Annotated in this window: 22 protein-coding genes; 16 read left to right on the plus strand and 6 right to left on the minus strand. The window is 62.7% G+C overall.

The window, feature by feature from the left end; translation table 11 throughout:
* Window positions 1-45: 45 nt before the first annotated feature.
* Together RGM2987_RS19180 and RGM2987_RS19185 are read left to right on the plus strand one after the other, a co-directional pair.
* A complete protein-coding gene (locus tag RGM2987_RS19180) occupies window positions 46-552 on the plus strand; it encodes an RNA polymerase sigma factor (protein ID WP_245144267.1) in 507 nt (168 codons plus the stop codon).
* Complete coding sequence (locus RGM2987_RS19185) at window positions 549-1,475, plus strand: FecR family protein (protein ID WP_245144268.1); 927 nt, start codon at window positions 549-551, stop codon at window positions 1,473-1,475. Before RGM2987_RS19180 ends, RGM2987_RS19185 begins: the two co-directional genes overlap by 4 nt.
* Here the strand turns inward: RGM2987_RS19185 and RGM2987_RS19190 are convergent.
* Window positions 1,459-1,605, minus strand: coding sequence for a hypothetical protein (locus RGM2987_RS19190; protein ID WP_245144270.1), 147 nt, complete (start codon window positions 1,603-1,605; stop codon window positions 1,459-1,461). The genes RGM2987_RS19185 and RGM2987_RS19190 overlap by 17 nt on opposite strands.
* Here RGM2987_RS19190 and RGM2987_RS19195 point away from each other — a divergent pair.
* The 6 genes from RGM2987_RS19195 (at window position 1,604) to RGM2987_RS19220 (ending at window position 7,647) form a co-directional block, all read left to right on the plus strand.
* Window positions 1,604-4,003, plus strand: coding sequence for a TonB-dependent receptor (locus RGM2987_RS19195; RefSeq protein WP_245144272.1), 2,400 nt, complete (start codon window positions 1,604-1,606; stop codon window positions 4,001-4,003). The genes RGM2987_RS19190 and RGM2987_RS19195 overlap by 2 nt on opposite strands.
* Window positions 4,004-4,226: 223 nt before the next feature.
* A complete protein-coding gene (locus RGM2987_RS19200) occupies window positions 4,227-4,766 on the plus strand; it encodes a kinase inhibitor (protein WP_245144273.1) in 540 nt (179 codons plus the stop codon).
* Window positions 4,767-4,771: 5 nt separating this feature from the next.
* Window positions 4,772-5,590 carry a helix-turn-helix transcriptional regulator gene (locus tag RGM2987_RS19205; RefSeq protein ID WP_245144274.1) on the plus strand — a complete coding sequence of 273 codons (819 nt, stop codon included), beginning with the start codon at window positions 4,772-4,774 and terminating at the stop codon, window positions 5,588-5,590.
* A gap of 100 nt (window positions 5,591-5,690) precedes the next feature.
* Window positions 5,691-6,323, plus strand: coding sequence for a VOC family protein (locus RGM2987_RS19210; protein ID WP_245144275.1), 633 nt, complete (start codon window positions 5,691-5,693; stop codon window positions 6,321-6,323).
* 387 nt (window positions 6,324-6,710) lie between these two features.
* Window positions 6,711-7,073, plus strand: a complete 363-nt coding sequence (locus RGM2987_RS19215) for a hypothetical protein (RefSeq protein WP_245144276.1) — start codon at window positions 6,711-6,713, stop codon at window positions 7,071-7,073.
* Window positions 7,074-7,245: 172 nt separating this feature from the next.
* Window positions 7,246-7,647, plus strand: coding sequence for an HAD-IA family hydrolase (locus RGM2987_RS19220; protein ID WP_245144278.1), 402 nt, complete (start codon window positions 7,246-7,248; stop codon window positions 7,645-7,647).
* A gap of 105 nt (window positions 7,648-7,752) precedes the next feature.
* Here RGM2987_RS19220 and RGM2987_RS19225 read toward each other — a convergent pair whose 3' ends face one another.
* On the minus strand, window positions 7,753-9,072 hold the full coding sequence (locus RGM2987_RS19225; RefSeq protein ID WP_245144280.1) for an ATP-binding protein: 1,320 nt from the start codon (window positions 9,070-9,072) through the stop codon (window positions 7,753-7,755).
* Complete coding sequence (locus RGM2987_RS19230; RefSeq protein ID WP_003202589.1) at window positions 9,069-9,809, minus strand: response regulator; 741 nt, start codon at window positions 9,807-9,809, stop codon at window positions 9,069-9,071. Before RGM2987_RS19230 ends, RGM2987_RS19225 begins: the two co-directional genes overlap by 4 nt.
* Window positions 9,810-10,040: 231 nt before the next feature.
* Here RGM2987_RS19230 and RGM2987_RS19235 point away from each other — a divergent pair, with 231 nt between their 5' ends.
* The 3 genes from RGM2987_RS19235 to RGM2987_RS19245 all read left to right on the plus strand — a co-directional run bounded on the left by RGM2987_RS19235 (window position 10,041) and on the right by RGM2987_RS19245 (window position 12,242).
* Window positions 10,041-10,304, plus strand: coding sequence for a DUF2790 domain-containing protein (locus RGM2987_RS19235; RefSeq protein WP_245144283.1), 264 nt, complete (start codon window positions 10,041-10,043; stop codon window positions 10,302-10,304).
* Window positions 10,305-10,501: 197 nt separating this feature from the next.
* Window positions 10,502-11,713, plus strand: a complete 1,212-nt coding sequence (locus RGM2987_RS19240; protein ID WP_245144285.1) for a cytochrome c biogenesis protein DipZ — start codon at window positions 10,502-10,504, stop codon at window positions 11,711-11,713.
* 199 nt (window positions 11,714-11,912) lie between these two features.
* Window positions 11,913-12,242, plus strand: coding sequence for a hypothetical protein (locus RGM2987_RS19245; RefSeq protein WP_245144287.1), 330 nt, complete (start codon window positions 11,913-11,915; stop codon window positions 12,240-12,242).
* Window positions 12,243-12,251: 9 nt separating this feature from the next.
* Here RGM2987_RS19245 and RGM2987_RS19250 read toward each other — a convergent pair whose 3' ends face one another.
* Window positions 12,252-14,117 (minus strand): sigma-54-dependent Fis family transcriptional regulator, encoded by a 1,866-nt coding sequence (locus RGM2987_RS19250; RefSeq protein WP_245144289.1) that lies wholly within the window; start codon window positions 14,115-14,117, stop codon window positions 12,252-12,254.
* A gap of 340 nt (window positions 14,118-14,457) precedes the next feature.
* Here RGM2987_RS19250 and RGM2987_RS19255 point away from each other — a divergent pair, with 340 nt between their 5' ends.
* The 5 genes from RGM2987_RS19255 (at window position 14,458) to RGM2987_RS19275 (ending at window position 19,821) form a co-directional block, all read left to right on the plus strand.
* Window positions 14,458-15,528, plus strand: a complete 1,071-nt coding sequence (locus tag RGM2987_RS19255) for an NAD(+)/NADH kinase (protein WP_245144291.1) — start codon at window positions 14,458-14,460, stop codon at window positions 15,526-15,528.
* Between the two features lie 3 nt (window positions 15,529-15,531).
* Window positions 15,532-16,509 carry a thiamine pyrophosphate-dependent dehydrogenase E1 component subunit alpha gene (locus RGM2987_RS19260; RefSeq protein WP_245144293.1) on the plus strand — a complete coding sequence of 326 codons (978 nt, stop codon included), beginning with the start codon at window positions 15,532-15,534 and terminating at the stop codon, window positions 16,507-16,509.
* Window positions 16,510-16,543: 34 nt separating this feature from the next.
* A complete protein-coding gene (locus tag RGM2987_RS19265) occupies window positions 16,544-17,560 on the plus strand; it encodes an alpha-ketoacid dehydrogenase subunit beta (RefSeq protein WP_245144295.1) in 1,017 nt (338 codons plus the stop codon).
* Window positions 17,560-18,672: an acetoin dehydrogenase dihydrolipoyllysine-residue acetyltransferase subunit gene (locus RGM2987_RS19270; RefSeq protein WP_245144297.1), complete on the plus strand. Its 1,113-nt coding sequence runs from the start codon at window positions 17,560-17,562 to the stop codon at window positions 18,670-18,672. The genes RGM2987_RS19265 and RGM2987_RS19270 overlap by 1 nt, the downstream gene beginning before the upstream one ends.
* Before the next feature lie 84 nt (window positions 18,673-18,756).
* Window positions 18,757-19,821, plus strand: coding sequence for a 2,3-butanediol dehydrogenase (locus tag RGM2987_RS19275; protein WP_245144307.1), 1,065 nt, complete (start codon window positions 18,757-18,759; stop codon window positions 19,819-19,821).
* A gap of 89 nt (window positions 19,822-19,910) precedes the next feature.
* Here the strand turns inward: RGM2987_RS19275 and RGM2987_RS19280 are convergent, their stop codons facing one another.
* Complete coding sequence (locus tag RGM2987_RS19280) at window positions 19,911-20,465, minus strand: DinB family protein (RefSeq protein WP_245144299.1); 555 nt, start codon at window positions 20,463-20,465, stop codon at window positions 19,911-19,913.
* A 335-nt stretch (window positions 20,466-20,800) separates the two neighbouring features.
* Window positions 20,801-21,718, minus strand: coding sequence for a dihydrodipicolinate synthase family protein (locus RGM2987_RS19285; protein WP_245144301.1), 918 nt, complete (start codon window positions 21,716-21,718; stop codon window positions 20,801-20,803).
* Between the last annotated feature and the right edge of the window lie 103 nt (window positions 21,719-21,821).

A 21,821-nucleotide genomic window follows, 5' to 3' on the forward strand; every position in this document is an offset into this window, starting at 1 on the left:
TCACTTGATATAGTCTCGCGTTTCTTCCTCGTTTGAGTCATTTGCGTGTCCCGGCCACCCGATCCTCATTCCGCCGACGGCCAGTTCGAGAACCATTCCAGCGAACTGCTGCGCTTCCTCACGCGGCAGGTGAAGTGCGAAGAATTGGCGGCCGACCTGCGCCAGGAGACTTGGTTGCGCTTTCGCCGGCGCGGGTCCGGGGAGGAGATCGGCAATCTTCGTGCCTTCCTCTATCGCATCGCGCGCAACCTGATCATTGACTACCGCCGTCAGCAAAAAACGCGCCCCCTCGAGGAGCAGATATCCATCGAATTGGTCAGTGCCCAGCCGGGTCCGGAGCGTGCGGCAAGCGACGCCCAGCGCCTGGAGCAACTGCAGCGCGTCGTCCAGGGTTTGCCACCGCATCTGCGCCAGGCGTTGCTGTGGAATCGCCTGGACGGGCTGACCCAACGTGAAATCGGCGAGCGCCTGGGTGTCTCGGAAAGCATGGCCGGACGCTATATCCTCAAGGCCCTCGAACACTGCCAGCAGCAGATGGACCCGCAGCCGTGACTCAACCTTCGCTTCTCGATCAGGCCCGGCAATGGCAGGTGCTGCTGCATTCTGGCCGCGCCACCGCTGCCGATCGCAATGCCGCGCAAGCCTGGCGCGATGCAGCGCCCGAGCACGAGCAGGCGTTGCGTGAGGTGGAAGGGCTGTGGTCGTTGCTCGGCCAGATAGAGCGTCCGGCCCAGCCGCCTCAGGTACGCGTGATGCGTCGCCATCGACGTTGGGCGGCTCCGCTGGCCTGCGCCGCGATGCTGTTGCTCGCCCTGTGGCTACCGCGCGGCACCTGGATCGGCCTGTATGCCGATATCAGCACCCAGCCGGGCGAGGTGCGCGAGTTGCGTCTGGCCGATGGTTCGCTGTTGACGCTCAACGGCGATTCGGCGCTGGATTGGCGGTTTGTCGACGGTCGCCGCGAGGTCAGGCTGTACCGCGGCGAGGCGGATTTCCAGGTAGCCCATGACCCGGCTCGACCGTTCATTGTCAGTGCCGGCGAAGCGCGCATACGCGTCACCGGCACGCGCTTTGATGTGCGTCTGGAGGAGGGCGGTGTCGACCTCGCGGTAAGCGAGGGCCGAGTGTTGGCCTCCAGCGAGGGGCGCCAGCCGCTGGCGGTGGTCGGCGGGCAGCAGGTGCGGTGGCGCGGCGGCGAGCTACAGGCGCCGCAGGCACTGGATGCGCGTCAGCGCTTGGGTTGGCAGCGCGGCAAGCTCGTCTTCCGCGACCGACCGCTGGAGCAGGTGTTCGTCGAGCTTGAGCGCAGCCAGTCTGCCCGGGTGCTGTTTGTCGACGAAGCCGCTCGCGGGCTACAGGTGACCGGTGTATTCGCCCTTGACGATCCGCAGGCGGTATTGCGTGCTGTGGAAAACACCTTGCCTGTGCGTCTGGTGCGCCTGCCGGGGTTGATTCTGGTTACGTCACGCCGCTGAGATCCGCGCCACGCCTGTACTTCAAAAAAAGAAAATATTCAGGCGACGATGGTTCAGAAATCATCGCCGCCTTCGTCTTCCGTTCCTGCAAATGCGACTTCTTCGTATTGATAGCCAAGGACATCAGCATGCGGTCGACTTCCTTCCTCGCGGCGCTAGCCGTTCTACCCCTGGCCATGACTGCTGCACAGGCGCAAGCCGTCGAGCTCGACGTGCCTGCCCAGCAGCTTGACGCGGCGCTCACCGATTTCGCCGAGCAGGCCGACGTGCGCCTGCTCTATGACGCCGGCCTGACCCGTGGCAGCGGCGTGGTGCCGGCGCTCAAGGGCGATTATTCGGTGGTCGACGGCTTGCAGCGGTTGTTGGAGGGCAGCGGCCTGACCTTCCAGACCGGCAACGACGGCACCTTCACCCTGGTGCCGCTGCCCGAGCAGGGCGTGCTGGAACTGGGTTCGATCAACATCAGTGGGATTGCCGAAGACCGTGTCGACCTGCCGGCCGAATACGCCGGTGGGGAGGCGGCGCGCGGTGCCCGCATCGGCGTGCTGGGCAACCAGGACATGCAGGATGTGCCTTTCGCCTTCTCCAGCTACACCTCCGAGCTGATAGAAAAGCGCCAGGCGCAGACCCTGGCCGATGTGCTGGCCAGCGATCCTGGCGTGCGTCAGTCGTTCGGCTTCGGCAACTTCTCCCAGGTGTTCGTCGTACGCGGGTTCCAGCTGTTCAGCGACGATATTGCCTTCAACGGGTTGTACGGCATTCTGCCGCGACAGATCATCTCCACCGAGTCGGTCGAGCGGGTCGAGGTGTTCAAGGGGGCCAACGCCTTTGTCAACGGCGTATCGCCGTCGGGCAGCGGTGTCGGCGGGGCGATCAACGTGGTCTCCAAGCGTGCCGAGGACACCCCCACGCGCAGCGCCACCCTGGACTATTCCAGCGACAACCGGGTAGGTGGGCATCTCGACCTGGGCCAGCGCTTCGGCGAGGACAACCGCTTTGGCGTGAGGGTGAACCTGGCCCAGCGCGAGGGTGAGACAGCGGTGGACGGTGAGCACTCGCGCTTCAGTCTGGCCACCCTCGGTCTGGACTACCGCGATGATCGTCTGCGACTGTCTGCGGATCTCGGTTACCAGAAGCAACGGGTCAATGAGGGCCGCTCGGTGGTCTACCTGACCACGACGGGGCCCACCAGTACACTCAACGGCAAGACGCCGTCGGCACCCGACTCCAACCATAACTACGCGCAACCCTGGAGCTGGTCGCAGCTCGAAGACACCTATGGCATGTTCAGCGCCGAATACGACCTGTCGCCCACCTGGACCGCCTACCTGAGCGCAGGCGGAAAATACACGCGGGAGAACGGTGTCTACGCCTCCAACTACGTCTACGGCGCGAATGGCGACGCACGTATCGGCCGGCTCTATTCGCCGTTGGACCAGGAGACCCTGAGCGCCGTCACGGGGCTGCGCGGCGAACTCATGACCGGGCCGGTCAGCCACCACATCAACCTAGCCGCCAACGGCATCTGGCAGGAGAAGCGCAACGCGTTCGAGTCCACCGCGGCGGGCAGTCGCGGCTTCGGTAATCTGTACGAGGGCCAGCCCGTCGCCGAGCCGCCGGCCACCAGCGTTTCCGGCGATATCCACGACCCGGACACCGTCGCCAAGGTGCAGAACCGCAGCCTGGCGGTGTCCGACACCCTGGGTTTTCTCGATGATCGTGTGCTGTTGACCCTGGGCGTGCGCCGCCAGTCCATCGGCTCCGATGCCTGGAGCGCGGCCAGCGGTGCCCGCACCGCCAACTATCAGGAAAGCATTACCACGCCGGCCTATGGTCTCGTGATCAAGCCCACCGAGTACCTGTCGCTCTATGCCAACCGCGTCGAGTCTCTGCAGCAGGGTCCGACCGCGCCGGTCGCCGCGCTCAACAACGGCGAGATGTTCGCGCCCTATCGCTCTAAGCAGACTGAGGTGGGCGCCAAGCTCGACTGGGGCACCTTCGGCGGTAGCCTCAGCCTATTCCGCATCGAACAGCCACAGGGCGTGCTCGGCGGCGACGGCTACTACCGGGTGGATGCCGAGCAGCGCAATCGCGGCGTGGAGCTGAGCCTGTTCGGCGAGCCGCTGGACGGCCTGCGCCTGCTGAGCGGCGCCACCTGGACCAAAGCCGAGCTGCGCGGCACCGCTGGCGGTCGCGACGATGGCAACCAAGCGGTGGGGGTGCCGCAATTCCAGTTCAATCTGGGCGCCGACTGGGATGTGCCCGGCTTGCCCGGGGTGACCCTGAACGGCCTGCTACTGCGCACCGGCGGCCAGTTCGTGGACAGCGCCAACGAATACAGCATCCCCGCCTGGACCCGCGTCGACCTGGGCGCGCGCTATCGGACGAAAATGGAGGGCCGCGCACTGACCTTCAACGCGATGCTGGAAAACGTCGCCGACGAGAACTACTGGGCCTCGGCCAACGGCGGCTATCTGACCCAAGGTGCACCGCGCACGCTTAAAGTGTCGGCCACCGTTGATTTCTGATGTGGCTGCATGGAAAGACTCGCTTAAAAGGCTAGAACGGGTGTCCACTTCAATAAGCGGACACCATCGCCCTTGACGCTGGAGCTTGGAAGGTGTGTTCCCGGAGCGCTTGGAGCGGCCAAACAATCGAGCATTTCGGCACTTCCAGCGAGCATTCCGGCACAGTAGCCACTCTTTGTTCAACTTAGACTCCAACTCTACTTAAAGACCCGATGGAGTCGCGATGAAGATCAGATTAGCCCTGCCTGCACTTTCCATGGCGGTAGCACTCAGTGGATATGCCGCCGATTTCTCACTGACCAGCCAGGATATTGCCGACAATCGCCCGCTGACCCAGCGCGAAGTGTTCCAAGGCTTCGGTTGTGAAGGTGGCAACACTTCTCCTGAGCTTTCCTGGGCAAACGCTCCCGCAGGAACTAGAAGCTACGCGATCACGGTTTATGATCCCGATGCACCGACCGGCAGCGGTTGGTGGCACTGGACGGTGGTTAACCTGCCGGCTTCTATCCATAGTTTGCCAAGAGACGTGGGAGCGAAGCTGCCTGCCGGTGCAGTACAGGGGCGAACCGATTATGGCCAACCGGGATTTGGCGGGGCTTGCCCACCTGTAGGGGATAAACCCCATCGATATCAATTCACCGTATGGGCATTGAAAGTAGATAAACTGCCACTCGACAGTGAGGCCAGCGGCGCCTTGGTTGGGTACATGCTCAACGCCAACGCCCTGGCCAAAGCGAGCATTACTCCAACTTACGGACGTTAAGAACGATGCGCCCTTGTGACGGCATACAGCACCGGGAAAATATTATCGATGCGTGTGTCATACGGGCGCGACAGCCACTGATCTTGCCAAGAGTGCCGGTGTTCGTGACCACCGTGTGCCGAGTGCGGCAAGGGGGAAAACTGTTGCAGTGGGATGATCGGGAGATGCGCGCCGGGCCGCAGCATCTGATTCTGATGCCGGCCGGGCGCGAGCTTGGTATCTCGAACTTCCCCGGACATAACGGTCACTACGTCGCCGATGCAGTCACCTTTCCCACTTCGACATTGCGTAACTTCAGCACCCGATATAGTCAGCAGATCATGAGCCGGCATGCTGTACTGAACACCGATCTATGCGTCCCTCTGGACCGGCACACAACACAGGCTTGGGATCAGTTGTTGGCCGCGATCCATGCAAACTCCCCGGACGCATTACGTGCGCTCTATGGGGAAGCGATTCTTCTGAGCCTGTGCCTTGCCGGCCAGGTCGGGCCTCTGCTGATGGGGCGCAACGATCCAATTTGTGAACGTGTGCAGCAGATCGTCATGGGCAGCCCGGAGAGAGACTGGACGGTTGCGAGCGTTGCACAACGTCTGAATCTGGGCGAGTCGACGTTGCGTCGCCAGTTGTCGAATGAGGGGGACAGTTTCAGAAGCATTCTGGAGAGCGTTCGACTGGCAACAGCGTTGCAATGGTTGCAGACAACTACTCGTCCTATTGGAGAAATTGCCGGCGCCTGCGGTTACGCCTCGGCCTCACGTTTTGCGGTGCGCTTTCGCTCACACTATGGTCTGTCGCCACGTGAATTGCGGGCAGGGATTTAAGCCTGAAACGCTGCGCTACGATTAGGGTTTGCCTCTGTAGGCGCTTGGTATCAGCTCAAATAAAAAAGCCACTTCATCTCCTCTGGCCGTTGGAGCCGTTATGCAGACTTCACTGGATCATTTAGTCATCGTGGCGCCGACGTTGGACGCGGGTGGCCGCTTCGTGAGTCAACGATTGGGTGTGGAACTTCAACAAGGTGGCTGTCATCCGCTTATGGGAACCCACAACACACTGCTGCGACTGGGGACGAGTTTCTATCTGGAAGTGATCGCTATCAACCCGACGGCCCCTCCGGTAGAGCGGCCTCGCTGGTTTGCCTTGGACCGGCTACCCGACAACGCGTCTGCTCGGCTGGCCCATTGGGTTGCTAAAGCCGACACCCTGAAATCGCTTGACCCGAGGTTCGCAGAGATCGTCGGCCAACCACAGCCGATGACCCGAGGTGAGTTGTGCTGGGAAATTACGATTCCAGCGGACGGTGGATTGCCTTTGGAGGGCGCCGCCCCCAGCCTGATTCAATGGGGACAGCCGGCGCACCCTGCAACGATGCTTGAAGACAAAGGTTGCTCATTGCAGATGCTCGATATTTTCCATCCTGCTCCCGAGAGGATCAGCCACCTGCTCGATGCCATGAATTTTTCCGGGCCGGCTCGGCTTCATCGATGCGATAGCCTTGAGACGTCACGCTTGGTTGCCTGTATCGAAACACCAGGTGGCCTCAGGAATTTATAGAGCGACATTGCATCCTTACGGGGTGCAAATAAACATGTGCCGGGCGCATCTGTTTAATGACACTCAGCGTTACGTCCGAAAGGCTACGAAACCTTGCGTCCTTCCTTACGCGTGCGTCAGAATCCGCCGGCTTGTGCGCTTTTCCACCGGGCTCTATCGTTTGCCTGCCACTGCCCATCAGTGGTCGGGTTTAGTAGCCCGGATGGTTTTAGAGGTGCATAGGTACCATTCAGTCAGGATATCCATTCCTGCATTTAATGGCGGTTGTGCGCAGGGCGCTCTCGGGCGCGCCGGCCTTGCTAATTCCTCCGGTCTACTAACCTGCGTACTGCCGCCACCCTTCTTTTAGTAGGGAACGGTTGCGGCCCAACCTACGGAATTAGACATATGTTCAAAGTAACTCCCAACCCCCCGGACATCGGTCCGGTACCCTTCGACGCCTCTCTCGATCCTCAGAAACTAAAAGAGGCGGCCGACCGCGCACTCAACTTCTACCTCAACCCGGGGGCGACGAAAACGCAGATACCGCCCCGCAAACCCAGCGCTATCTTCACCATCGACGCAGCGGTGGATGACGAAACGTTGCTCGTCGAGGCATGCGAATCCCTGGCATCCGCCAGTGTGTTGGTCAACGATCTCGCCGAGTTGACCGACAGCCCACGACGCCAAACGATGCTGGTGCTGCAACGGGTCATCATGTTGAGTGAGTTAGCGGTCAATCGCGTACTGGATAACCACAAGCCTGGGTAGCAGCCAGGTAATGGAGTGAGGGCGCTTGCGCCCTCACGCAAAGCATTCAAAGATCGCCCAGGATTTCTATAGGCACATTCCTGAGCGCAATAGCGGGTAGCAAGGCACCGAAAGGTAACCGTCCGGCCAACTTCTGGCGGACATTGCGCCGAACCTTTCCCCGCATCGATTAATGAATTACTGGTTTGAAAATGATGCTCGGCTCAACCTCGGGTTGCTGGCGGATCTGGCCCATCATCGCTGTCGTGGTGTGAAAGTATTTCTCGCGTCCAATCAGGAACACCTTCGCGCACATTTTTTGATGAAGTCCCTCGGTCTGGATCACCACTGCGACGGCATCTTTTACTCGGCGGCGCTGGCTTGCCGAAAGCCAAGCCTTGATTTTTATAAAAAGGTCACCGAATTGTCCGGCTTTCTACCAGAGCAATTACTGTTGATAGATGATACCCAGGCCAATGTTCAAGCCGCCCGTGAGTCGGGGTGGCATGCTATTCATTGGACGAGGTCTAGCAAGCTGGAAGCGCGGATTAGCGATCTACCAGTAATAGGCAAGGATTTACCAGGCACCCAATAACAGCAGCAGGCCAGCACGACCTGCTGCATTGACGGTGGCGTGACCAAAGCCAGCGAGACCGGCCTGTTGTAAACGCTGACCGCTATTGCACTGAGGGAGCGGGTATCAGCCTGCGTGAGCCCCGCGGCTCAGGCGCAATTCGGCACACAGTCCGCCGCCTTCGCGGTTGCTCAGGGTCAAGGCGCCGCCCATGGCGATTGCCAGTTGCTGGGCGATCGCCAGCCCCAGGCCGGTGCCGCCGGTTTCGCGATTGCGCGAGCTTTCCACCCGATAGAAAGGCTTGAGCACTTCGGCCAGTTCCTGGTCCTTGATGCCCGGGCCGCGGTCCAGTACCTGGATGCTCAACTGCCCGTTGCCGGCGAGTTGCACCTGGATCTGCGCCGCGCCGGCGAATTTCAAGGCGTTATCCACCAGATTGACCAGCACCCGCCGCAAGGCATGGGGGCGGGTGTCGATCACCGCCGCGTTTTTCCCGCACAGTTGCACGTCCTTGCCAGTGTCTTGATAGTCGAACACCAGGCTGTCGAGAAAGGCATCCAGGTTCAGACGGCAGCTGGCCTCGGTGGCGCCATGGATGCTGCGGGCATAGGCCACGCCCTCACGCACCAGGTGCTCCATTTCACTCAAGTCGCTGTACAGCTTGTCCTTCTCCAGGCCTTCATCCATGAACTCGGCGCGCAGCTTCATGCGCGTGATGGGCGTCTGCAGGTCATGGGAAATCGCCGCCAGCAGCTGCATGCGCTCCTTGAGATAAGCGCCGATGCGGTCTTGCATGGCATTGAATGCCTTGGCGGCGTGCACCACTTCGGTCGGGCCTTGCTCCTCCAGGCGTACGCTATGGGCGTTCGGGTCGAGGGTTTCCACTGCCTCGGCCAAGCGGGTTAGGGGACCGACGGCGATGCGTACGGCCAGCCAGGTGCAGCCGATCAACAGCGCCAACTGGCCCAGCAACACCGCTGGCAGCCAGGGGGAGAGAGGCATCATTTCCGGACGTACATCGATGGTCAGCGGACTGCCGTCGCTCAGGCGCAGATGAGCCTGATAGTGTTTCTTGGGGCCCGGAATATCAGTGAACGTCAGGGCGTAGGACTGGCCGATGGCTTCCTGGATCGAACTCACCGACACCGGCGCATCGTCCGGGAGCATCGGCTGGCCAGGCTGGCCTTTATCGAGCAGGTAACCGTAGTTGCGCCGGGTCAGTTTCGGGAGCCAGGCCTGGCGCTTGTCGGCAGACAGATGGTCGAGGATGGCGACGGAGGTCGAGACGTCGGTCTCCAGGTTGCTGAGCATGGTGGTCTTTGCGGTCTGGTAGCGCTCGTAGTACTGGGCGCCAAAGGACAAACCCTGGGCCAGGATCAGGCCGATCAGGAAGATCAGCGACAGCCTCGACGCGAGCGTGCGCGGCCAGCGCAGTGAAAGTCTCATACCGAAGCCTCGAGGATTTCCACCGGCAGCGAGAATACATAACCTTCGCTGCGCACGGTCTTGATGTAGGCCGGCTCCCGTGCATCATCCAGCAGGCGCTGGCGCAAGCGACTGACCAGCAGGTCGATGGAACGGTCGAACAGATCGGCGTCGCGGCCCTGGGTCAGGTTGAGCAACTGGTCACGGTTGAGCACCCGCTGCGGGTGGTCGAGGAATACCCGCAGCAAACGGTACTCGGCGCCGCTCAGGGCGACCATGGTGCCGTCGGTGTCCAGCAGGTGGCGGGCGGTCGTGTCCAGGCGCCAGCGGCCGAACGCCAGCAGCCGACCGCTTTCGGTGACCACCAGGTTGGGCGGCAGCATGCGCGTACGCCGCAGCACTGCGTTGATACGCGCCAGCAGTTCACGGGCGGCGAAGGGCTTGACCAGGTAGTCGTCGGCGCCCATTTCCAGGCCGATGATGCGGTCGGTCTCGTCGTTGCGGGCAGTGAGCATCAGCACCGGGGTGGCCTTGTGCTTGCCGGCGCGCAGCTCCCGGCACAGCACCAGCCCGTCGTCACCCGGCATCATGATGTCCAGCACGATCAGGTCCACCGGAGTGGTTTCCAGGAACGCGCGCATCTGCCGGCCATCGGCGACGACCGTGGTGCGCAAGCCGTTCTTCTTCAGATAGTTGCCCACCAGCTCTCTGATCTCGCGATCGTCATCCACTATCAACACGTGATCGACATGATCCATGGTGCCCAGCCCTCTTGGCGTTTCGTTGTGGTCAGTCTACAGGCCCCGGCCGGCCCGGCTCGCGGCGGTTTGTATTGCAGTGTATCTGGCGCGTAGCGGATACACAGCGATGCAAAAAGCCAGCGGGCTCGATACAGACGCGATACCTCAAGGGCCTTCAATAGCTTCCATCGAGGCGCCACGGCAGACCTCGGCAGCAAACCATCTATTGAACGAATCGAGGACACCGCCATGAACACCAAAGCCATCTACGCCGCTTGCCTTTTCGCCGCGCTGAACATCTGCACCCTGTCGGCCCGGGCCGAGAGCAATGTCCAGGCGCAAACCTACCGCTACGGCACCCACCTGGATATCCAGAAGGTGCTTTCGCTTTCCGAAGACCCGGAGCCGGCCTGCGGCGTGGTCAACGCCCACATGACCTACCTGGACTCGGCAGGCCGCCAGCAAGCGCTGGACTACCGCAAGCTTGCCGACAATTGCAGTGACGGCAACTGAGACCAAGGTGTCAGGGCCCGTGGCGAGGGAGCTTGCTCCCGCTGGGTTGCGAAGCGACCCCAAAGCCAGCCGCCTCGGTATGCCTGATTGATTGAGGTGATTGTTGTTGGGGCTGCTGTGCAGCCCAACGGGAGCAAGCTCCCTCGCCACAGAAGCCTTCGCGGGTTTACGAATCCATTAATTATCGAGGTGATGCCATGCTGCTCATCGCTTTCCTCGGCGGGATCCTGACGATCCTCAGCCCTTGTATTCTCCCGGTTGTGCCGTTCCTGTTCGCTCGTGCCGATCGCTCGCGCCGTTCGGTGGTCCTGACCCTGGTCGGCATGGTGCTGACCTTTGCCCTGGTGTCGAGCCTGGCGGTAGTGAGCAGCGAGTGGGTGCTGCGCGCCAGCAGCGTTGGCCGGCAAGTCGCCCTGGTGGTGATGGTGTTGTTTGCCTTGTCGCTGATGTTCAGCCAAGTCGGGACCTGGCTGGCGCGGCCGTTGGTCAGCCTGGGCAATCGCATCGATGCCGGTGCCGGGAAAATGGCCGGGCCGCTGGGGTCGTTGCTGATTGGCGTGGCCACCGGACTGCTCTGGGCGCCGTGCGCCGGGCCGATCCTCGGCGTGATCCTGACCGGCGCCATGCTGCAAGGTGCCAGCGCCGGAACCAGCCTGTTGCTGCTGGCCTACGGGCTGGGCAGTGCCTTGTCCCTGGGTACGCTGATCCTCGCCGGACGCGGTCTGGTAGGGCGCCTGAAACTCTCGCTGCCGGTCACCACCTGGTTGCGCCGTGGCAGCGGCGCCGTCGTACTGCTGGCCGCCGTGGCAATCGGCACGGGCGCCGATAATCGCCTGCTGGCAAGTACCTCGTCCCAAGGCTCGGCGAGCCTGGAAAAAAGCCTGTTGGAGAAGGTGCCGAAAGCCATCGACTACGTAGTCAGCAAGGCCAGCGCTGCTTCGATGCCGACCCTCGAGGCCAAGGGCACCATGCCTTCGCTGGACGGCGCGGTGCAATGGTTGAACTCGCCGCCGCTGAGCAGTGAATCGCTGCGGGGCAAGGTGGTGCTGGTGGACTTCTGGACCTACGACTGCATCAACTGCCAGCACACGCTGCCCTATGTGAACGATTGGGCGAAGAAATATGAGAAGGACGGACTGGTGGTAGTTGGCGTCCACACGCCGGAGTACGGCTTCGAGAAAATCATCGACAACGTCCGCGAACAGGTGCGCAAGCTGGACATTCACTACCCGGTAGCCATCGACAACCAATACGCGATCTGGCGCGCCTTCGACAACCAGTACTGGCCGGCCCATTACTTCATCGATGCCAAGGGGCAGGTGCGCTACAGCCACTTTGGCGAAGGTCGCTATGGTGAACAGGAGCAGGTGATCCAGCAGTTGTTGCAGGAGGCGAAGGCAAACCCATAACCCTGTGGCGAGGGAGCTTGCTCCCGCTGGGCCGCGAAGCGGCCCCCAATTGGGTGTGTCAGGCAAATCCATGGGGCCGCTGCGCAGCCCAGCGGGAGCGAGCTCCCTCGCCACAGTTTTATTTCAGGACCGTGCTGGCCCCTTGCTTTTCAGAACCTCGTCAAACTTCTTTTATTTCAGAAAGTTGGACGACAAACCTATGCGTGTTTCTATGTGGGTCGTAACGACAGTTCTCCTGACAACCGTCGCGCTTGAGGCCCAGGCCAAGGTGCTGACGCAGAACCAGCAATCTGTCTGCCGCTGGGGTTCGGACATCGCGGCGGGCGCCCAGGCGTCGAAGCTGTCCGGGATCAGCCTTTACGCCGCCCGGAAAAAGTTGCAAGTACGCAAGTTCCCCAGGCCCTGGATGCGCATGACGGCCCTGGGCATCACCGAACAGACCTACAACAGTGCCTCGCGCCTCAAACCCGCAGCGGTCAAGCAGACCTACTACGAACAGTGCGTGCGCCATGAGCTGGCGCAGCGCTAGAAGACCGTTTCAGGCCGGGCTGCGGCCCGGCATCTCGATTCCATGCTGATGCACCCGTCGATACAGGGTTGCCCGGGAGATGCCCAGGGCCCGGGCAGTGGCGGTGGGTTTCCAGCGATGGCGCACCAAGGCATCGAGCAGTGCCTGGCGTTCCGGGCTGGCGCTCGGTTCCGGCGCCAGAACCGCTACATCAGCGCTGTGCAACGACTCGGGCAGGTGGCTGAGTTGGATCACGCTGGTTTCGCACACCGCGCAGGCGTAGCGCAACACGTGGCGCAGTTGCCGGACATTGCCCGGCCAGGAATAACCGAGCAGGCACTCCAGGGCCGCGCCGCTCAACTGTACCGCGGCGCCGCACAGCGCTGACTCCTCGGCCAGAATGCGGTTGATCAACGCCAGCCGGTCAGTGCGCTCACGCAGCGGTGGCAACTGGAAGCGAGCGCCGCCAAGGCGGAAATACAAGTCCTCGCGAAACTCGCCGGTGGCCACCAGGGTTTCCAGATCGCGGTGGGTGGCGCAGATCACCTGGATGTCCACCGCCTTGCGTCGCGATGCCCCCAGCGGCGCGACTTCGCCCTCGGCCAGCACTCGCAGTAGCCGGGTCTGCAACGCCAGCGGCATATCACCGATTTCATCCAGGAACAGCGTCCCGCCGTCGGCCTGCTGCAACAGGCCCTGCATGCCCTTGGCCGAAGCCCCGGTGAACGCCCCGGCGACGTAGCCAAACAACTCGCTCTCGATCAGGCTTTCGGGGATGGCCGCGCAGTTCAACGCTACAAAAGGCCGGTCACGGCGCTGGCTGGCCTGGTGCAGCTGGCGGGCAAAGACTTCCTTGCCGGCGCCGGTTTCACCCTGGATCAACACCGGCAGGTTGCGGTCCTTGACCCGCACAGCCAGGCGCAGGCTGTCGGCCAGGCGCGGATCCAGCTCCGCCGGGGCCATTGCCACCCGGGGGCGCGGCGCGGCCCGATGGCGCGGCGCGCTCAAGCGGCCATGCAGCGCGTGATCAAGGGGATAAAGACGTTCGTCCCGGGCCCGGTGCAGCAGCTGCTGATCGAACACCTGGCTGATGTGTTGCGGCAACTGGCCGTAGTGCCGCAACAGGAACTGCCGGGCGGCGGGGTTCAAGGCTTGCAGGCAACCGTCGTCGTCCCAGGCCAGCAGGAAATCGGGCTGGCTGTCGACATAGCCGGCATTACGATGGGCACGCAGCACCCAATAGCCCTGGGCGCTGCTCATGAAGAATGCCTGTTCGATCTCCCGAGCGCTTTGCACCACCATTTGCCGGATCAGATGTTGCGAACGGCGCTCATCCGGCGAGCGCACCGCTGATACGTCCAGGACTCCGAGCAATTGCCCTTGTGGGTCGAAGACCGGCGCGGCGGAGCAGGTCAGGCCGATGAACGCTGCCCGGAAATGATCGCGCTTGTGCACCGTCACCGGGGCCTTGGCGGTGAGTACGGCCGCCACCCCACAGGTGCCTTCTTCACCCTCCGACCAGCAGGTACCCAGGTACAGCCCGGCCTTGCGGCAGTCATTGCGAATCGCGCTTTCCACCCGATAGTCGATGGTCTGGCCCTGGGCATCGGTCAGCAGCACGCAGTAATCGGCATCGCGCACCCGCCCATGGAGACGGCCGACTTCTTCACTGGCGATATTGAGAAACAGCTCGGAGCGCTCGCGGCATTGCTTGAGCACGTCCTCGGACAGGATCCGCGGGCCCTGCAGCGAGCCGGGGTCCAGGTGGTGTTGCTCCATGGAGCGGCGCCAGGAATCGAGGATCAGGTCCGGCACCGGCAACTGCGGCAACTGGTCGGCGTTTTTCACCACGCGAGTGACGCAATCCACATGGGCTCGGGAGTGAGCGGAAAGCATACGGGCCTCCGGTTCAGCTTCTTGTCGTTGTGCGCACATTAAGCGCCGTGCGCCGGGCGCAAACAAGTCTGGCGCGGTCGCAAGCCCTTGTGAGACGCCACGTCTCAGCGTCTCGCCGGATGCTCGTGCAGGCTGACATGCCGCGTCTCACAGGGATGCGACCCGCTGTCACCAACGTTTCGCTGCAGGCGCTCTGGCCTGCACCTTCCAGGGATTTCGCCAACACCTGGCACCGCCCTTGCTCTATCCCCCTCGGCCCCTGCGACGGGCCAGCCAATAATAAAAACGAGGTCTTTATGAATGCTCGCCCGGGTTTATCCCTGCTCTGCACGGTGCTGCCATGAGCCGTCGGCCACTGACGGTGGGCATCATCGCCAATCCCGCGTCGGGGCGTGACGTTCGGCGCCTGACTGCCCATGCCGGGCTGTTTTCCAGCACCGACAAGGTCTCGGTGATCCAGCGCTTGCTGGCCGCCTTCGGTGCCACAGGCATCGAACACGTGCTGTTGCCCACCGACATGATCGGCATGGCCGCCGCCGTGTTGAAGAACAGCCACAGCCGTCAGGCCCGCAGCAGCCACTGGCCGACTTTGGAGTTCCTCGACCTGACGCTGCGCCAGACCGTCGAAGACACCCGCAGCGCCGCACGCTTGATGGCCGAGCGCGAGGTGGCGCTGATCGCGGTGCTTGGCGGCGACGGCACCCATAAAGCGGTGGCCGCTGAAGTCGGCGACATCCCGTTGCTGACCCTGTCCACCGGCACCAACAACGCTTTTCCGGAACTGCGCGAGGCCACCAGCGCCGGGTTGGCGGGCGGGTTGTATGCCAGCGGCCGGATCCCGGCGCAGATCGGCTTGCGGCGCAACAAGCGGCTGCTGGTTTGCGATGCCGCCCGCGGCTTGCGCGAAGTTGCCCTGGTGGACGTTGCCGTCTCACCGCTGCGCTTCGTCGGCGCCCGAGCGATCAGCCGGGCACAAGATCTGGCCGAGGTCTTCGTGACCTTTGCCGAGCCGCAATCCATTGGCCTTTCGGCGCTCTGCGGCCTGTGGTTCCCGGTGCCGCGCCAGGCACCGGGCGGCGCCTGGATGCGGCTGGACCCGCAATCGCCCGAAGCGCTGCTGGTCCCGCTGGCCCCCGGCCTGTTGCAAGGCTGCGGCGTGCTCGCCGCCGGCCCGCTGGAACCGAATGTGGCCCACGGCCTGTCGCTGCCTTGCGGCACGTTGGCGCTGGATGGCGAACGGGAAATCGAATTCAACCCGCAGGACCGGCCCACGGTCACCCTCGATACCGGCGGCCCGCTGAGCATCGATGTCAACGCCGTGCTGGCCTACACCGCGCAACAGCGTTTGCTGGCCATCGGCCGCGAACACCCGCAACACCCTCTCAACCTTCAAGACACCCCTGGAGAATAAAAAATGTCGACACCGCTGACCCACGATCAACTGCTGCATGCCTATCAGGTGATGCGCACCATCCGTGCCTTCGAAGAGCGCCTGCACGTGGAATTCGCCACCGGCGAGATTCCCGGTTTCGTCCACTTGTATGCCGGTGAGGAAGCGTCAGCCGCAGGCGTCATGGCCCACCTGGGCGATGACGATTGCATTGCCTCCAACCACCGTGGCCACGGTCATTGCATCGCCAAGGGCGTGGACGTCTACGGGATGATGGCCGAGATCTACGGCAAGAAAACCGGCGTTTGCCAGGGCAAGGGCGGTTCGATGCACATCGCCGACCTTGAGAAAGGCATGCTCGGTGCCAACGGCATTGTCGGGGCCGGTGCGCCGCTGGTGGTGGGCGCCGCGTTGGCGGCCCGGCTCAAGGGCACCGACAGCGTCGCCGTGGTGTTCTTCGGCGACGGTGGCTCTAACGAAGGCGCGGTGTTCGAAGCCATGAACATGGCCTCGGTGTGGAACCTGCCATGCCTGTTCGTCGCCGAAAACAACGGTTACGCCGAAGCCACCGCGTCCAATTGGTCGGTGGCCTGCGACCACATCGCCGACCGCGCCGCCGGGTTCGGCATGCCGGGCGTCACGGTGGACGGTTTCGATTTCTTCGCCGTTCACGAAGCCGCCGGGGCGGCCGTCGAACGCGCCCGGGCCGGGGAGGGACCGTCGCTGATCGAGGTCAAGCTGACCCGTTACTACGGCCACTTCGAGGGCGACGCCCAGACCTACCGGGCGCCGGATGAGGTCAAGCATTTCCGTGAACACCAGGACTGCCTGATGCAGTTCCGCGAGCGCACCACCCGGGCCGGCTTGCTCTCGGCCGAGCAACTGGACCAGATCGACAAGGAGGTGGAGCTGCTGATCGAAAACGCGGTGTACAAGGCCAAGTCCGATCCCAAGCCCACGGCGGCGGACCTGCTGACCGACGTCTACGTCTCCTATCCCTGAACGCCCTCATAAAACAAGAAAAGAGACCTTCATCATGGCGAGAAAAATCAGCTACCAGCAGGCAATCAACGAAGCCCTGGCCCAGGAAATGCGCCGCGACTCCAGCGTGTTCATCATGGGCGAAGACGTGGCGGGCGGTGCCGGTGCGCCCGGCGAAAACGACGCCTGGGGCGGTGTGCTCGGGGTCACCAAGGGGCTTTACGATCAGTTCCCCGGAAGGGTACTGGATACGCCGTTGTCGGAAATCGGTTATGTCGGTGCCGCCGTTGGCGCGGCGACGTGTGGCGTGCGCCCGGTGTGCGAACTGATGTTCGTCGACTTCGCCGGTTGCTGCCTGGACCAGATTCTCAACCAGGCGGCGAAGTTTCGCTACATGTTCGGCGGTAAGGCCGTCACGCCGCTGGTGATCCGCACCATGGTCGGCGCCGGCCTGCGCGCGGCGGCCCAGCACTCTCAGATGCTCACGTCGCTGTGGACGCATATCCCCGGGCTCAAAGTGGTCTGCCCATCCTCGCCCTATGACGCCAAAGGCCTGCTGATCCAGGCGATCCGCGACAACGACCCGGTGATTTTCTGCGAGCACAAGTTGCTCTACAGCATGCAGGGCGAGGTGCCCGAGGAGCTCTACACCATTCCCTTTGGCGAGGCCAACTTCCTGCGCGACGGCAAGGACGTGACGCTCGTGTCCTATGGACGACTGGTCAACACCGCGCTGGAGGCGGCGCGCAGCCTGGCCGGGCGCGGCATCGATTGCGAAGTGATCGACCTGCGCACCACCAGCCCGATGGACGAGGACAGCATCCTCGAAAGCGTGGAAAAGACCGGGCGCCTGGTGGTGATCGACGAAGCCAACCCGCGCTGCTCCATGGCCACCGATGTCTCGGCGCTGGTGGCGCAGAAAGCCTTTGGCGCGCTCAAGGCGCCGATTGAAATGGTCACCGCGCCACACACACCGGTGCCGTTCTCCGACGCCCTGGAAGACCTGTACATCCCTGACGCGGCAAAAATCGAAAAAGCCGTGCTCGACGTGATTGAGTGGAGCAAGCGCTGATGAGCCAGATTCATATCCTGACCATGCCCAAGTGGGGCCTGTCGATGACCGAAGGCCGGGTCGATGCCTGGCTCAAGGAAGAAGGCCAGGCCATCACCAAGGGCGACGAAGTGATGGACGTGGAGACCGACAAGATCTCCAGCAGTGTCGAAGCGCCGTTCTCCGGCGTCTTGCGTCGGCAGATCGCCCGTCAGGACGAGACCCTGGCGGTCGGCGCCTTGCTGGGGATCGTCGTGGAAGGCGAGGCCAGCGACGCCGAGATCGATGCGGTGATCGAGCAGTTCCAATCCAGCTTTGTGCCCGGCGATAGCGCCGATGAAGACAGCGGCCCCAAGCCACAGAAAATCGAGCTGGACGGCCGGGTGATCCGCTATTTCGAGCGCGGCGAAGGCGGCACGCCGCTGGTGCTGGTGCATGGTTTCGGCGGCGATCTGAATAACTGGCTGTTCAACCACGAGGCGCTGGCGGCCGGGCGACGGGTCATTGCCCTGGACTTGCCGGGGCACGGCGAATCCGGCAAGACCCTGCAACGCGGTGACCTGGATGAACTGAGCGCGGTGGTGCTGGGCTTGCTCGATCATCTGGATATCAACGTCGCGCATCTGGTCGGTCATTCCATGGGCGGCGCCGTTTCATTGAATACCGCACGGCTGACGCCCCAGCGGGTGCGTTCCCTGACCCTGATCGGCAGCGCCGGCCTGGGGCCCGAGATCAATGGCGGCTACTTGCACGGCTTCGTCGAAGCCGCCAGCCGCAATGCCCTCAAGCCGCAACTGGTGCAGCTGTTCTCCAACGCCGAGCTGGTCACCCGGCAGATGCTCGACGACATGCTCAAGTACAAGCGCCTGGAAGGCGTGGACGCGGCTCTCCACCAGTTGGCGGCGACCTTGTTTGCAGATGGCCGTCAGCGCATTGACCTGCGCGAGGTGGTGCAGGCCGGCCACGTACCGACCCTGGTGATCTGGGGCAGCGACGACGCGATCATTCCGGCGGCCCACAGCGATGGGTTGGCGGCGCGGGTCGAGGTGCTTTGCGGCCAGGGGCACATGGTGCAGATGGAAGCGGCCGAGCAGGTCAATCGGCTGATCCTTGAGTTCATCCAGCAGCACTGATCGAGCGGGCGGCGAGCGGGCTCGTCGCCCCTACACATTCCTGGAGGCAACCTTATGAACGTTTCAATCACGCCTACCCGCAGCATGCGCGCCGCTGTCTGGCACGGCCGCCATGACATCCGCGTCGAAGACGTGCCACTGCCCGTTTCGCCGCCTGCCGGTTGGGTGCAGATCCGTGTGCAGTGGTGCGGCATCTGCGGCTCCGACCTGCATGAATACGTGGCCGGGCCGGTGTTCATTCCAGTGGACGCACCGCACCCGCTGACCGGAATCAAGGGCCAGTGCATCCTCGGTCATGAGTTCTGCGGCGAGATCGTCGAGCTGGGCGCCGGTGTCGAGGGGTTCAGTGTCGGCGAGCCGGTGGCGGCTGACGCCTGCCAGCATTGCGGCACCTGCTACTACTGCACCCATGGGCTGTACAACATTTGCGAGAACCTGGCGTTCACCGGCTTGATGAACAACGGTGCGTTTGCCGAACTGGTCAACGTCCCGGCCAACCTGCTCTACAAATTGCCAGCCGGTTTTCCGGCGGAGGCTGGAGCGCTGATCGAGCCGTTGGCGGTGGGCATGCACGCGGTGAAAAAGGCCGGCAGCCTGTTGGGCCAGAACGTGGTCGTGGTCGGCGCCGGTACGATTGGCCTGTGCACCATCATGTGCGCCAAGGCCGCCGGCGCGGCCCAGGTGATCGCCCTGGAAATGTCCGGTGCGCGCAAGGCCAAGGCCCTGGAAGTCGGTGCCAGCCATGTGATCGATCCGAACGACTGCGACGCCCTGGCCGAAGTGCGGCGCCTGACCGGCGGCCTGGGGGCCGATGTCAGCTTCGAATGCATCGGCAACAAACACACCGCCAAACTGGCCATCGACCTGATCCGCAAGGCCGGCAAGTGCGTGCTGGTGGGTATTTTCGAGGAGGCCAGCCAGTTCAACTTCTTCGAACTGGTATCCACCGAGAAGCAGGTACTCGGCGCGCTGGCCTACAACGGCGAATTCGCCGACGTGATCGCCTTCATCGCCGACGGACGCCTGGACATCTCGCCGCTGGTGACGGGGCGCATCCAGCTGGAGGAAATCGTCGGGCAGGGCTTCGAGGAACTGGTCAATAACAAGGAGCACAACGTGAAAATCATCGTGTCTCCCGCACGAATCTGAGAGCGCCCGGATGGGCGATTGGCGATGACCGGTAGCGGTCATCGCATTTTTTCCAAGCTGCTATTGCTTCAATCCGACAGGCTATCGCTTCAATCCGATAGAAAGCCACGCCAGATGTATGGAGCGCTGAGCTGCGATGACTGTTCCTCTTTCTCACGAAACCGCCGATCACAGTCGAGGAAAAACTCATCGAGCTGAGGTGGCGGGACATCCGTGCCGCTGAGCATGCCATGGACCTGGCCACGGTGATGAATCTGATGTTCGAACAGGTGCAACAGCAGCCGGTCGATTCGTTCGCGCACGACACCGTCGGCCCGCACTAGGTCGACGTTCCGGGCGAGGTCTGCTTCCCGCAGGGCTTCGCAGAACGCCACCAGCCGCTGGTCGGTTTGGGTCTGCTTATGTACCAGTGGAACGAAGGCCAGGGTCTCGGAGAAATCCTTTATCTGGCCGTCCCGGTCGCCTTCCAGGGCGGTGAGGTAATAGCGGTCCACTTCCAGGATGTGGCAAAGCGTGGCTCGGATGGACGGGAAGAATCCCGTGCGTTGGGCCACATAATCGGCCTCGCTCAGTTGCGCGCAGGCGCTGAGCAGCCTGTGATTGGCCCATTGGTTGTTCATGGCCTGGGCCAGGAAGTAATTCATGGGCGGTCTCCCTGTTTTGTCCGCCACAGACATTGTGGGAGCGAGCTTGCTCGCGATGAGGGCGGCACATCCAGCATAGTCGCTTCAGGCAGACCGCTTTCGCGAGCAAGCCCGCTCCCACATTGGCCGGGGTGTACTCAGGATTTGCAGTAAAACAAATCCCTCTGTGGGAGCGGGGTGTACGGAGGATTTGCAGCAAAACAAATCCCTTGTGGGAGCGGGCTTGCTCGCGAAGACGGTGGCACATCCGGCATGGTTGTATCAGATAGGCCGCTTTCGCGAGCAAGCCCGCTCCCACATGGGGTTCCAGTTCAGTCAGTGATTCCCGGGAACGCCTAAAGCCCTACATCCGGCAACACCGGCCGATTGGCCATGGCCTTGGCCATGATCTGTTCCACATACACCCGGTCCTCTTCCGGCAAGGCCAGGCGCGGTGGGCGGGTGAGGGCGCTGCCGCGGCCGGCGATGGCTTCGCACAGTTTGATGCATTGCACCAGGTCGGCGCGGGCGTCCAGGTGCAGGATCGGCATCAGCCATTCGTAGATCGGCATCGCTTCGGCAAAGCGTCCGGCGCGGGCCAGGCGGAAGATGGTCTCGCCTTCCTTCGGGAACACGTTGGACATGCCCGACACCCAGCCTTCGGCGCCGACGGCGAGGCTTTCCAGGACCACGTCGTCAAGGCCGGCGAACAGCACGAAGCGGTCGCCCACTTCATTGCGCACGTCGATGAAGCGCCGGGTATCGCCGGACGAGTCCTTGAAGCACACCACGTTGTCGCAATCGGCCAGGGATATCAGGATGTCCGGGGTCACGTCGTTCTTGTAGATCGGCGGGTTGTTGTAGACCATCAGCGGCACGTCGGCATGCCGGGCCACGTAGCGGAAGTGCTCGGCGGTTTCGAACGGCTTGGAACCGTAGACCAGCGCCGGCATCAGCATCACCCCGTCGACGCCGACCTTGCGCACGGCGTTGGCAACCTTGGCTGCTTGCACGCTGGTGAACTCGGCCACCCCGCAGATCACCGGCACCCGGCCACGGGATGCGTCTACCGCGACTTCGGTCACGGCGATTTTCTCTTCGGCGCTCAGGGAAGTGTTTTCTCCCACCGAACCGCAGACCACCAGGCCTGATACACCGTCACGGATGACGTTGGAAATAACCTGGTGGGTTTTTTCCAGGTTGATGGAAAAGTCATCGTTGAATTGGGTGGTGACGGCGGGAAATACGCCGCTCCAGTTGATGCGTTTGGTCATGGTTGTCTCCGGTCTATGTTATTTCGTATACGAAAATGCTTCTGAAAAAATGCAGTTCCTGTGGCGAGGGAGCTTGCTCCCGCTGGGCTGCGCAGCAGCCCCA

Source organism: Pseudomonas sp. RGM2987 (assembly GCF_022952855.1).
Classification (GTDB): Bacteria; Pseudomonadota; Gammaproteobacteria; order Pseudomonadales; family Pseudomonadaceae; genus Aquipseudomonas.